Origin of the sequence: Brucella oryzae (assembly GCF_041929965.1) — a bacterium.
Taxonomy (GTDB): domain Bacteria; phylum Pseudomonadota; class Alphaproteobacteria; order Rhizobiales; family Rhizobiaceae; genus Brucella; species Brucella oryzae.
Window position 1 is genome coordinate 46,431 of record NZ_JBHEEO010000005.1, and the last position, 12,812, is coordinate 59,242.

A 12,812-nucleotide genomic window follows, 5' to 3' on the forward strand; every position below is an offset into this window, starting at 1 on the left:
ATTCCAGAGTAGATGATCTTGATCAGAGGGAATGCATTCGGGACAAGCATATGGATCAGTCGCTGCAACGCGTCGGTGGCGTAACAAGGCCGTTCGACGTAACACACCGGATGGTGATGCTGATCGCCATTCCAATGACGCTTGCCGCGATCACGACGCCGCTTCTCGGGCTGGTGGACATGGGCGTTGTTGGCCAGATGGGACAGGCTGAGCTAATAGGCGGTCTGGCGATTGGCGCGCTTGTTTTTGATTTCCTGCTGTCGATGTTCAATTTCCTCCGTTCCGGCACGACTGGACTTGTTGCGCAGGCCGTGGGTGCGGAAGATGCCGTCGAAGAGCAGGCAATCTTCTGGCGCGCAATCATCATCGCGGTCGTGGCTGGCAGTCTGATGATCCTCTGCCTGCCGATCATCATCGCCGTCTCATCCACCTTCATGCACCCAACCTCCGCCACGCAGGAAGCCATGGCGACTTATGTTTCCATCCGCATGTTGTCGGCACCGGTTGCGCTCATCAACTATTCGATATTGGGGCTTGTCCTCGGTCGCGGGCAGGGCATCGTCGGCCTCGGTCTTCAAGTGCTGCTAAACGGCATCAATATCGTACTCTGCATTATCCTCGGGCTGGAATTGGGCTGGGGCGTTACCGGTGTTGCCTGGGCCACGGTGACCGGTGAAACCGTTGCAGCGCTTGTCGGCATGTTCATTGTGCTGCGGCATTTCCGCAAGGACGCATCGCTACGCCCCAACCGGGTACGAATCTTTCAGAAAGAGGGTATTTTGCGCATGTTCGCGGTCAATCGCGACATCATGATCCGCTCATTCCTGCTTCTTACGGCCTTCGCATTCTTCACGCGGGCGGGGTCCGATCTCGGCCCGGTCACACTGGCGGCGAATGCCGTCTTGCTGAACTTCTTTCTCGTTGCCGGTTTCTTTCTGGACGGTATGGCGGCGGCTGCCGAACAGATTGTGGGTCGGTCGATCGGGGCGCGTTACAGTCCGGCCTTTGTGCGCGGCGCCAAGCTTACTTTTGTTTGGGGGCTGATCATGGCGAGCATAATCGCCTTTTTCCTGCTGGTGTTCGGCGATGCGATCATCGCGCTTCTATCCAAGGCGGAAGACGTTCATGCTGAGGCCCTGAAGTATCTCCCTTGGGCGGCGCTGACAGGCATTACGGGCTTGCTGGCCTTTCATATGGACGGGGTCTATATCGGCGCTACATGGTCGCGCGACATGCGCAACATGATGTTTCTGTCGCTTGCATTTTTTCTGGTGGTTCTTTATGCAGCAAAGCCCGTGATGGGCAATCACGGGCTTTGGCTTGCTCTTAACCTGTTTCTGTCTATCCGCGGCGTCACGCTTCTGGCGATCCTGCCGCGACGCTATCGTGCGGAATTCATCGCCTGATTATGCGGGCAATTCGCGCCTGGCCCAGTCTTTGGTATCCCGGTCGCGCAATGCGGCAATATTTGTAACGCCCTCGTGTTTTACCGCGGCTGACAGCCCTCTCACGATTTCGGCAGGCAGGTTCGGGCCGCGATAGATCAGGCCCGTATAGAGCTGCACAAGATCGGCGCCTGCCTTGATCTTGGTCAGCGCTGTTTCAGCGTTATCCACGCCGCCGACACCGATCAGCGGCATGTCGGGACCGACGCGTTCGCGCATCCGGGCAAGGACGATGGTGGAGCGGTCGAAAAGCGGGGCACCGGAAAGCCCGCCTGTTTCATTGCGGTTTTCTGCGCTTTTCAATCCGGCGCGTGACAGCGTCGTGTTGGATACGACGATGCCGTCCAGGTTCTGTTCGGTTGCCTCGGCGGCGATATCGTCCAATTCTCCGTCGGCCAGATCAGGTGCGATCTTGAGAAAAACCGGACGCTTCAGCGTGCACATTTTGCCTTCTTCATTGCGGGCTTCCAGTACACGGTTCAACAATTCGCGCAAGGCTTCGCGCGCCTGAAGGTTGCGCAGGCCCGGCGTGTTGGGCGAAGAGATATTGACCGTGAAATAGCGCGCAAGCTGGTAGAAACGGCGAATACCGGCAACATAATCGGTAATGCGGTCTTCCGTATCCTTGTTCGCGCCGATATTGACGCCCACGATGCCGCTCCTGCCTGCGCGTTGCGACAGGCGTTTAAACGCCGCGTCATGACCTTCATTGTTGAAGCCGAGGCGATTGATAACCGCTCTATCTTCCACAAGGCGGAAAATGCGCGGGCGCGGATTGCCGCTTTGCGGACGCGGTGTGATGGTGCCGACTTCGGTGAAGCCGAAACCAAGTTTCAACAGTGCATCCGGTACTTCGGCGTTCTTGTCATAACCGGCGGCCATGCCAAGCGGATTTGGGAACTGCAGTCCAGCGACCTTGACGGAAAGAGCGGGATCGTTTGGCGCACCGCAGGTCACAAGACCTGTCTTCAGGCCCGCGATGGAAAGACCGTGTGCCTGTTCCGCATCGAAGGCAAAAAGGGCACGTCGCCCGAGAGTTTCAAAAAGCCCGCTCATTAATCTTCAAGCTCCGGAAAAATGTGAAGACCATCGTCACCCAATGGCAAGGGATCAACCTTCAAAACAGCTGCAAGCGGCAGCTCGCCATAAAGATGAGGAAACAGAGCTCCACCACGTGAAACTTCAAACTTCAATGCTGTGCCGAGCGCAGAAGCATTCACACTGATCAGAAGCAAATCCTGTTGGCCCGCAAAATGCTTGGCAGCCGTTTCCCGCACCTGTGTTGCAGTGGAGAAATGGATATAGCCATCGGCAATATCAACCGGAGCCCCGGTAAAACTACCGGCCTGTTCTGCTTGTACCCAAAGGTCGCGCGGAGCGATCTTATAGATGATCTGAATTGTCATGGCTGTTCTCTAGACCGAAATTCTTCGGAAATCAAAGTCCCGCATGTTCGATTTTCGTCGTAAACGTCCCATATGATGGGGACATCTGAAAGAGAAGCTGAAGGGAATTGCATTATGTTGAACAGAAAGACATTGATGGTTCGCAATCTGGCTGCTGTTGCTCTTCTCGGTTCAGCGCTCGCTCCGGCTAATGCAGTTGCGCAGGAAAACGGGCGCTACCGGCTGGAAGGCACGGAAACTGGCTATGTCCGTCTGGACACCCGAACCGGGGCACTCTCGACCTGTACGGAGCAGCAGGGACAACTCGTCTGCAAGATGGCGACAGAGGATCGCGAAGCTTATGAGAACGACATTGCAGACTTGCAGGATCGCGTGAATAAGCTGGAGGACAAGGTTTCCGTCCTTGAAGGGAAAAGTGGAAGTGCCGCTTCGGGCCTGCCAACCGAGCAGGAATTCGAGCAGTCCATGAGCTATATGGAACGCTTTATGCGCCGCTTCATGGATATAGCGAAAAGTTTTGACAGCGAGCCGGAAAAACCGGTCAACGAGGCTGCACCGGGCGGGCGGACCTGACTGCAAGGAACAAAGGCGCCGCGCGGCGCCTTTTCATTATAACATTCCCAGCAAATGTGAGTGCGTTTCGCCCTATTGCGCGAAACGCTTTGTCGCCTCTATCAATTCGTGGGTAATGCCGGGTTCCGTTACCGCGTGCCCTGCGTCCTCGACGGTTCTGAGATCGGCTTCCGGCCACATCTTCTTGAGCTGCCAGGCATTGATAAACGGCGTGCAGACATCATAGCGCCCATGGATAATCACGCCGGGAATATGCCGGATGCGATCTACATTGCGCAGAAGCTGGTCATCGGAATCGAGGAAGCCGCGGTTCTGGAAATAGTGGCATTCGATGCGTGCAAAGGCGATGGCGTATTGGTCTTCGCCAAATGCGTCCACGCGCGCCGGATCAGGCAGAAGCGAAATGACCGAGCCTTCCCAGCGCGCCCAGCGGCGTGCTGCTTCAAGCTGCACCTGCGGGTCACGGTCGGTGAGGCGCTTGTAGTAAGCGGCGATCATGTCGCCGCGCTCGGCTTCGGGTATATGTTCTTGGTAAGCCTCGAAATGATCGGGAAAGAGAATGCTTGCCCCGTTGGAATACATCCAGTCGACTTCGAAACGGCGGATCATGAAGATGCCGCGCAGAACAAGCTCTGCCACCCGGTCCGGGTGGGATTGCGCATAGGCAAGGCCGAGGGTTGATCCCCAGGAGCCGCCGAAGACCTGCCACTTCTCGATGCCGAGATGCGCGCGAATATGCTCCATATCCGCCACGAGATCCCAGGTTGTGTTTTCACGCAGTTCCGCATGCGGGGTCGAACGACCGCAGCCGCGCTGATCGAACAGGATGATGCGGTAGCGCTCGGGGTCGTGCAGGCGGCGCATGGTGGGCGTGATGCCGCCACCGGGGCCACCATGGATCATGACGACCGGTTTGCCGTCGGGGTTGCCGCATTGTTCGACATGGATTCGATGCAGCGGAGAAACCTGAAGCATCTCTTCCTTGAACGGTTGGATTTCTGGATAAAGCGTATTGCGCGTCATGAAATGCCTTTTTGGTTCCCTTCCATTGGTTGGTTGGGCCGTTCTTTTGTTATTTTCAATGCTCAGCCTAACACACAATGCGGCTAGATGGCGGCAATGACGAATGTGAAAAGAGGTTAGCAACGTGAATTTTGGTTGCCCGAGCCAAAAAACAGCATAAAACGGAGTGGTCGACTTGAATAGTTGGCACCGCGAGGGGAGGAGATCTGAAACAATGGCGCGCGAGGCTCATGCACTTCATCATCGCTGACGATCACCCGCTTTTCCGGGGAGCGCTCAGGCAGGTCCTTTCAGGCCAGTCACAGAGTGTAGAAATCGTCGAAGTCGGCGATTTTGACGCCGTCAAGAAACTGGTCGGCGAGCGACAGGATATCGATCTTCTGTTATTGGATTTGACGATGCCGGGCGGAACGGGGCTCTCCGGTCTGGTGACGTTGAAAGCGTTGCAGCCAGCGCTTCCCGTCATCATCGTCTCGGCGACAGACGATGCAGCAACCATCCGCCACGCAGTCGAACTCGGCGCTTCAGGCTTTATCTCCAAATCCGCCAGCATGGAGACCATTGGCGAGGCCGTAGCCGCTGTTTTGGCAGGCGATATCTGGACGCCGGCAGACATTGAGCTGGATCATCCGCACGATCCGGAAATCGAAGCTCTGATTACGCGGTTACGTACATTGACGCCACAGCAGACGCGTGTGCTGACCATGTTGGCAGAAGGCTTGCTGAACAAGCAGATCGCTTACGAACTCGGTGTGTCGGAAGCCACGGTCAAGGCGCATGTTTCGGCAGTACTGCAGAAACTCGGCGTCGACAGCCGCACACAGGCGGTCATTCTTCTGTCACGCATCGGCAATGATGCGCTGAGCACGGATTAGATGCTGCACTGTTACTGAGCGGCGTTCTGTGCTGAAGTGTTGTCTTGCCGCGCATGATAAAAATGCGATAGCAGGGAACGGAGTGCAGCAGGCCGAAGCGGCTTGTGCAGAACAGTGACATTTTCATCCTCAGCGCGCTGACGGACTTCCTTGGAACGGTCGGCCGTTAGCAGAATGGCCGGTATCTCCACCTGAAACGTCTCGCGGGCAAAGCCGATCATATCGAGACCGTTTTCGTTCAGTAGATGATAATCTGCGACGATCGTATCGGGAGCGGCGTGGTCCGCGCAATAGCCCCTCAATGCAGTTCCATTGGGTAGCGTCGTGACCTGGCACCCCCATCCACGAAGCAGCGTTTCCATTCCGGACAGGATGCTGGCGTCATTATCGATGCAGAGAACATCAAGCCCGGTCAGTTCCAGCGCCCGTTGCAAACCGCGAGGGCTCTTCGCTTCATCGACGGGCACTTTTTCCTGCGAAATTGGAATACGCAGGGTGAACATAGTTCCCTTCTCGGGGGTAGAAGACAGAGACAACGACAGCGACAGCAGCCTTGCGATACGGTCAACGATGGAAAGGCCGAGGCCAAGCCCCTCCGCTTCCCGCATCCCCTCATCCAGGCGTGTGAATTCCCGAAAGACGAGTTTGAGTTTCTGAGGCGGTATGCCGATGCCGGTATCGAGTACCTGCAGTTCCACAAAGGAGCTGCGGCGCCGGACACCAAGCAAAATGCCGCCCTTGCGGCTATACTTGATCGAATTGGAAACAAGGTTCTGGATCAGGCGCCGCAGCATGTTGCGGTCAGTTTTGACGACGATGCTTGACGGTACAACGCGCAACTTCAACCCCTTGGCGGCTGCAAGAGGCGTAAAGTCCGTGGCAATCTGGCTCATCAACTTGTCGAGACGAAATACCGAGAGATCGGGTTTGAGCGATCCGGTGTCCAGCCGGGAAATATCCAGCACCATGCCTAGAATGGCTTCCACGGCTTCCAGCGAGGAATCGATGTTGCGTGCGAATTCGCTGGTTTCGGAGCGCCCAAGTTTTTCGGCAAGTGCGGTGCTGTACAATCGCGCTGCGTTGAGCGGTTGCAGAATGTCATGACCGGCGGCTGCCAGAAATCGCGTCTTTCCCTGATTGGCTTCTTCCGCTGCGGCTTGCGCCTTGGCGAGTTGCTGGTTGACGCGGGTCAGTTCTGCCGTGCGATCCGCCACGCGCTGCTCCAGCATTTCCGCTGCCTTCTGGCGCGTGACGTCGGCTTCGACTGCCGCCGTGATATCGGTATATGTCGCGACAATTCCGCCGTCCGGCATCGGGTTGGATTGAATTTCCAGCACCTTGCCCGTCGATTTCATGTCGATGCGCCATGGCTGGCGCGCAGCTGCAAGCGAACGGATGACCCCATTCTGCGCGTTGAACGATATATCGCCGCGATGGTGAAGATGTTCCACGATTTCCGAAATGGGTATCCCGACCTGCATCACTTCATCGGGAAGGTTGAAAAGCTTGCGGAACTGCCGGTTCCAGAATGTCAGTCTCAGATCCTTGTCGAAAACGGTGATGCCTTGTTCCATCTGATCGAGGGCGGTCTGCAGCAGATTGCGGTTCTGCTGCAGGGCGGTGGAAGCATCGTCAAGGAGCTGTCGTGCGTCACGCCCGGATGCATCGCTCTTCTGCAACAGCAACGACAGGACAAGGCGGGCCGATGCGGAACCGACAGCTGTGCCAAGAAGCTGTTCCGCATGACGGATCAGCGGCGTGTCGACGGTCATGCCTGGATCGAGACGCCGCTGTTCCCTTCCTTCAAAACGAAGAAAGGCGCGTTCGACACGCTCAGCACCGAGATAACGCGCCATGGTGGCTTTCAGTTCCGCGACAGTGACAGTTGTGCGAAAGCGCTTGAGTGTCGGTGTGCCGATGAAATAGCGCGGTAGGAAAATGCTGGCCTGAATGCGTTCAAGCGGCGTCGAGGCGCGCGAAAGGGAGCCAAGGATGTAGAAGAGTGAGTTGGCCGCAAGGCTCCACAGCACGCCGTTGGTCAAAGGGAGAGCATTGGTTCCGAAAAGCGCTTCGGGGCGTAAGGCCGTAAAGCCGAGAAAGCCGTCGCGCAGGATGGCGGCATTTTCCGGCGCCATGGTTGGCAGCAATAGTGTGTAGGCCCAGACAAGAAATCCGGCTGATAATCCCAGCATGGCGCCGCGTCCATTCGCATTGCGCCAGAACAATCCGCCGATGAAGGCGGGAACGAATTGCGCAATCGCGGCGAAGGAAACAAAACCGATCGAAGCCAGATGAATGTTGTTGGAGGTAAAGCGGTAATAGGCGAATGCCAGTGCCAGAATACCAATAATGGTAAGGCGGCGTGTGTTCAAAATGATCTTGGTGAGGTCGCGTTGTTCTGCCGCGTGTTGCTTTGCCAGCCGCCGGATGAAGAGTGGCAGCACCAGATGGTTGGAGATCATGATCGAAAGCGCAACGCAGGCGACGATGACCATCGCCGTTGCTGCTGATAATCCGCCAAGAAAAGCCACGAGCGCGAGCCAATGGGCACCCGCTGCCAGCGGCAGAGCCAGAACGTATAAATCTCCGCTGACATTACCTCCGAGCGTCATCACGCCGATCAGCGCGATGGGAAACACGAAGATATTGATAAGGACCAGATAAAGCGGGAACAGCCAGGAGGCGGTGCGGAGTTCCTTTTCGCTGCGGCTTTCCACCACCGTCACATGGAACTGCCGCGGCAGCATGATGATGGCGGCGGCACTCAGCGCGCTCTGTACGATCCACGTGCCGATGGATGTCTGGTAGTGGAACGCTTCCAGCGCTTCCGGCGATTGGGATATCTGATTGATCAGCTGCGACGGAGCGCCGAACAGGAAAAAGGTGCAGGCAAAGCCAACGGTCAGGAAGGCGCAAAGCTTGATGACTGATTCCAGGGCCACAGCCAGAATGAGACCGTTCTGGTGCTCCGTAGCGTCGGTGTGGCGCGTTCCGAACAGGATCGCAAAGACAGCCAGCACAGCCGCGACGGGGAGGGAGATGTCGCCGAATATGAATACTGACGGGTCGACGGCCGATCCGTAATGCTCCATGACAAGCCCGACACTGCCGGAAACGGCTTTGAGCTGTAGTGCGATATAGGGGATCGAGCCGACGGCTGCGATGCAGGTTGCAAGAGAAGCTACGCCGAAGCTCTTGCCATATCGGGCCGCGAGAAAATCGGCAATTGAGGTGATATGTTCGGATTTAGCCAGTCGTACGATATGTCGCAACAACCGGTTGCCAAGCGTAAAGACGAGAATGGGGCCGATATAGATTCCCAGGAATTCGAGGCCCCGCTGAGCCGATAGGCCGACCGAGCCGAAGAAGGTCCAGGAGGTGCAGTAAACAGCCAGGCTGAGCGCATAAATATATGGGCGTGGGGCGCTGTTCCAGCGTGAGGTGCGCCGGTCGCCGATGCTGGCTACCGCAAAAAGCAGCAGCAAATATAAGAAGGCGGCGCCAATAATACCCCAGCCCTGCATAACCGGCTTATTCCCTCACTCCTTGAATATGATTTGACGCAAGCACTTTCGGTGCGTTCGCGCAAGGTTAAAGCGTATCCAAAAAGAGTGAAGCGGTTTTGCGTGTGAGGCGAATGTGTAAAATAAAGAGATAGAGCATCTTCCACAGTTCAGGCAAAATAGGAAATGTCTGTTGATGAAAACAGTGTTTTTTAGCTGTTTCATCTTTTCTTTGGTAATTTTCGCTTACACACTAGAAGCGTGATCCAGAATAAGTGCACGTCACTTTTCAGGATAGCATTTGAAATGGCAGAGCGCTTTTCAGTTCCGCTTCAGGAAGACGGCCTGCCATCCATTGCCAGTTTATCTGGTGCCCAGGTTGATTTGGCGAACGCCGCCACAGCAGGACGGCCCGATGGTCCGCGTTCGTGAGGGAGACAGGCTTATGCTAAAGGAATTCAAGGAATTCGCCCTGAAGGGCAATATGGTCGATCTGGCCATCGGTGTCATCATCGGCGGGGCGTTCGGCGGTCTCGTCAACTCCATCGTCAATGACATCATCATGCCGCTCATCGGCTTGCTAACGAACGGTGTGGACTTTTCGAACATGTTCATTCAGCTGGCAGGTGAACCCAAGACCACGCTGGCAGCTGCCCGTGAAGCCGGTGCGACTATCGCTTACGGTAACTTCATTACACTTCTCATCAACTTCCTGATCATCGCATGGGTATTGTTCCTTGTGGTGAAAGGGATGAACCGCATGAAGAAGAAGGAAGAGGCAAAGCCGGAACCGGAAGCACCGCGCGAAGAGGTCCTGTTGACTGAAATCCGCGATCTTCTGGCAAAGCAGAAAGCCTGATCGGTTCAGAACGGGTCAGTGAAAACGGGGCCTTATGGTCCCGTTTTCTTTTGATCCATAAATACGCTTGATCGGACCATCACAAAAAGCCGCGTGATTTCGATAGCCAGCCTTGATAAGCACGAAATCAAAATCGAAATTCAACGCGGGGAAATCATGACGCTCATAGCCAATCTTCGTCGGGAAGCAGCTCAATCACCGGAAAGCGGGATTGTGGCTGTCGCCAATCACGGGCGCGGGCGCGAAGGGCTTATTCCGCTCTGGGTGGGTGAAGGCGATCTTTCGACGCCTGATTTCATCCGCGCTGCGGCTCAAAAAGGCATCTCTGACGGTGAGACCTTCTACACCTGGCAAGCTGGCATCCCGGAGCTGCGAGAGGCGCTGGCTCGCTATCATGCCCGCCATTTTCCGCTGCCTTTGAAGCCGGAGAATTTCTATGTCACCGGCTCCGGCATGCATGCCATCGAAATGGCGCTGACAGCAACCGTTGGAGCGGGCGAAGAAGCGATTTATCTTTCCCCTGCCTGGCCTAATTTTGTTGGCGCAGCTGGCCTCGCGGGAGCGGTACCGGTTCCGGTCGAGCTGGAATTCGGTGCCAATGGCTGGATGCTGGATCCCGAGAAGATCGCAGCCGCCATCACGCCGCGCACGAAAGCACTCTTCATCAATACCCCATCCAATCCCACAGGTTGGACGGCGGATCGGGAAACATTGGAATTTATTCTCGATCTTGCGCGCAAGCATGGTCTCTGGATCATCGCCGATGAGATTTATACCCATTTCTATTACGGTGGCGGTCGCGCTCGGTCCTTCATGGATATCATGGAGCCGGATGATCGCATCATCTTCGTCAACTCATTCTCCAAGAACTGGGCGATGACCGGCTGGCGTGTCGGCTGGATGACCGTTCACCCGTCATTAGGACCAGTCATTGAAAATCTGATCCAATATTCGAATTCAGGTGTAGCGCAATTCATGCAACGTGGTGCCGTTACGGCTCTGGATGAGGGCGATGCCTTTATTTCGATGCAGGTTGAACGGGCACGTTCCACGCGCGATAGTTTGTGCGCCGCGCTGATATCAACAGGGAAAGTTCGCCTGACACCGCCACAGGGGGCATTTTATCTATTCTTCGGCGTGGATGGTGTTGAGGATTCCGTCAAGGCAGCTATGGATATGGTGGACAATGCGAATGTCGGGCTGGCGCCCGGCAGCGCATTTGGCCGCGGTGGTGAAGGGTTTTTCCGCCTTTGTTTCTGCCGGAATCCTGAACAGGTGGATGAAGCTGCAGAACGGCTTGTGCGCTGGATCGAGAAACTCTGACAAGAAAAGGCCACTTGAAGCGGCCTTTTATTTGAAGATTTAAGAAATTGTCAGCCGCCAGCCTTGGAGACCATCAGCGGAATGATCCGCTCGGAAGTGGCGGGCTGTGAGACCGTAGGCTCCGCATAAGGAATGCCGAGCGTGTTCCATACTTCGAGCAAAGCATCTTTGAGGCCGTCGATCAAAGCGTCGTCATGCAGAGGCGACGGTGTGATGCGCAGCCTTTCCGTGCCACGCGGTACGGTCGGATAATTGATCGGCTGGATATAGATACCATGTACTTCCAGCAAGCGGTCGCTGGCCTTCTTGCACAGTTCAGGGTCACCCACCAGAATCGGCACGATATGTGTTTCCGATGCCATGACAGGGAAACCCGCTGCGGAGAGCACATCCTTGGCGCGCTGGGCCTGGCGTTGCTGGCCGTCCCGTTCCACCTGTGAGGCCTTCAGGTGCCGGATGGCGGCCGTTGCGGATGCGGCGACCGCTGGTGGCAATGAGGTAGTGAAGATGAAGCCCGGTGCATAGGAGCGCACCGCGTCAACAATTGCGCGCGAGCCAGTAATGTACCCGCCAAGAGCGCCGAAGGCTTTCGCAAGCGTGCCCTCGATAATATCGATGCGATGCGCCAGACCATCGCGCTCGGTAATGCCGCCGCCGCGCGCGCCGTACATGCCAACAGCATGAACTTCGTCGATATAGGTCATGGCATTATATTTATCGGCCAGATCGGCAATCTTCTCGATTGGCGCGATGTCGCCATCCATCGAGTAAACGGATTCGAACACGATCAGCTTTGCGCGCGCCGGGTCGGCAGCCTTCAAAAGCTGTTCCAAATGCTCGATATCATTGTGACGGAAAATTTTCTTCTCCGCGCCCGAGCGGCGCACGCCTTCGATCATCGAAGCATGGTTCAGCTCATCGGAAAGGATGAGACAGTTCGGCAACAGCCGCGCAATCGTGGAAATCGAGGCTTCATTAGAAACAAAGCCCGATGTGAAAACGAGGCCCGCTTCCTTGCCATGCAAATCGGCAAGTTCCGTTTCGAGTTCGACGAGCGGATGGTTATTGCCGGAAATATTGCGTGTACCGCCGGAACCTGAACCCGCATTGCCAGCCGTATCGCACATAGCCTTGATTACGTCGGCGTGATGTCCCATGCCAAGATAATCATTGGAACACCAAACGGTGATCTCACGGGCAGTGCCATTGTTGCGCCAGATAGCTCGGGGGAAACGTCCGACAATACGTTCAAGATCTGCAAAAACGCGGTAACGCTTCTCGGCGTGCAACTGGTCGATCGCTTCTTCAAAAAAACGGCGATAGTCCATAATGCGCTCCTTAGTCTGTTCCCTAACTAGCGCTTTTGGCACTGGCCGTCCACCGCGCATTGTTGACAATTTGCCACGTTCGCATGAAGCAGCATTGATTGAAATCAAGCAAATCACTCGACGCCAAAAAATTGGTGACGGCCAGTTTTCATCACAGACTGTATCGGGAGCGCGCCCAGAGTGATCGGCCTTGACACAGAATTGCTTAAATGAACCGCAAGAAATTGGGATTGGGGGCGATACTTTGTTAAAAGTCCGGCTCCCTTATGAAACCAGCACAAACGGTGATGAACTATCCGGCCTCAGCATCGGCGGATTGGAAAGTCTATTGGCGCACTTCACCGATACGACACCTTCAATTGCACTGGCGGCATGTCCAGCTTTCGCTTCCGAACCGAAAGAACAAGGCAAACCTAGTCGCCATGTCCGGGAGTTTCATAGCTTTACGGCCAAGTGATTTGCCGCTTGTCTGCGTTG

The 12,812-nt window shown here is 55.8% G+C and carries 11 protein-coding genes; 6 read left to right on the top strand and 5 right to left on the bottom strand.

Features of this window, described 5'->3' with window-relative positions; all coding sequences use genetic code 11:
• Positions 1 to 50: 50 nt before the first annotated feature.
• Positions 51 to 1,406, top strand: coding sequence for an MATE family efflux transporter (locus JNC70_RS06495; RefSeq protein WP_104756137.1), 1,356 nt, complete (start codon positions 51 to 53; stop codon positions 1,404 to 1,406).
• Here JNC70_RS06495 and JNC70_RS06500 read toward each other — a convergent pair whose 3' ends face one another.
• Both JNC70_RS06500 and JNC70_RS06505 read right to left on the bottom strand, forming a co-directional pair.
• On the bottom strand, positions 1,407 to 2,501 hold the full coding sequence (locus JNC70_RS06500) for a quinone-dependent dihydroorotate dehydrogenase (RefSeq protein ID WP_104756136.1): 1,095 nt from the start codon (positions 2,499 to 2,501) through the stop codon (positions 1,407 to 1,409).
• Positions 2,501 to 2,851 (bottom strand): DUF952 domain-containing protein, encoded by a 351-nt coding sequence (locus JNC70_RS06505; protein ID WP_104756135.1) that lies wholly within the window; start codon positions 2,849 to 2,851, stop codon positions 2,501 to 2,503. The genes JNC70_RS06500 and JNC70_RS06505 overlap by 1 nt, the downstream gene beginning before the upstream one ends.
• 114 nt (positions 2,852 to 2,965) lie before the next feature.
• Between JNC70_RS06505 and JNC70_RS06510 the strand changes: the two genes are divergently transcribed.
• Positions 2,966 to 3,424: a hypothetical protein gene (locus JNC70_RS06510; protein ID WP_245414772.1), complete on the top strand. Its 459-nt coding sequence runs from the start codon at positions 2,966 to 2,968 to the stop codon at positions 3,422 to 3,424.
• Between the two features lie 72 nt (positions 3,425 to 3,496).
• On the opposite strand, the gene pip is transcribed toward JNC70_RS06510, so the two are convergent.
• Positions 3,497 to 4,447: a prolyl aminopeptidase gene (gene pip / locus JNC70_RS06515; RefSeq protein WP_104756134.1), complete on the bottom strand. Its 951-nt coding sequence runs from the start codon at positions 4,445 to 4,447 to the stop codon at positions 3,497 to 3,499.
• 230 nt (positions 4,448 to 4,677) lie between these two features.
• Here pip and JNC70_RS06520 point away from each other — a divergent pair, with 230 nt between their 5' ends.
• A complete protein-coding gene (locus JNC70_RS06520; RefSeq protein WP_104756133.1) occupies positions 4,678 to 5,322 on the top strand; it encodes a response regulator transcription factor in 645 nt (214 codons plus the stop codon).
• Between the two features lie 11 nt (positions 5,323 to 5,333).
• Here the strand turns inward: JNC70_RS06520 and JNC70_RS06525 are convergent, their stop codons facing one another.
• The gene (locus tag JNC70_RS06525; protein WP_104756132.1) at positions 5,334 to 8,846 is read right to left on the bottom strand and encodes a PAS domain-containing hybrid sensor histidine kinase/response regulator; all 3,513 of its coding nucleotides are present in this window, start codon (positions 8,844 to 8,846) and stop codon (positions 5,334 to 5,336) included.
• Positions 8,847 to 9,270: 424 nt separating this feature from the next.
• Here JNC70_RS06525 and mscL point away from each other — a divergent pair, with 424 nt between their 5' ends.
• Positions 9,271 to 9,684 carry a large conductance mechanosensitive channel protein MscL gene (mscL, locus tag JNC70_RS06530; RefSeq protein WP_104756131.1) on the top strand — a complete coding sequence of 138 codons (414 nt, stop codon included), beginning with the start codon at positions 9,271 to 9,273 and terminating at the stop codon, positions 9,682 to 9,684.
• A gap of 156 nt (positions 9,685 to 9,840) precedes the next feature.
• A complete protein-coding gene (locus tag JNC70_RS06535) occupies positions 9,841 to 11,007 on the top strand; it encodes a pyridoxal phosphate-dependent aminotransferase (protein ID WP_104756176.1) in 1,167 nt (388 codons plus the stop codon).
• A gap of 50 nt (positions 11,008 to 11,057) precedes the next feature.
• Here JNC70_RS06535 and hemA read toward each other — a convergent pair whose 3' ends face one another.
• Positions 11,058 to 12,335 carry a 5-aminolevulinate synthase gene (gene hemA, locus JNC70_RS06540; protein ID WP_104756130.1) on the bottom strand — a complete coding sequence of 426 codons (1,278 nt, stop codon included), beginning with the start codon at positions 12,333 to 12,335 and terminating at the stop codon, positions 11,058 to 11,060.
• Positions 12,336 to 12,525: 190 nt separating this feature from the next.
• Between hemA and JNC70_RS06545 the strand changes: the two genes are divergently transcribed.
• On the top strand, positions 12,526 to 12,792 hold the full coding sequence (locus tag JNC70_RS06545; RefSeq protein WP_245414771.1) for a hypothetical protein: 267 nt from the start codon (positions 12,526 to 12,528) through the stop codon (positions 12,790 to 12,792).
• Positions 12,793 to 12,812: the final 20 nt, after the last annotated feature.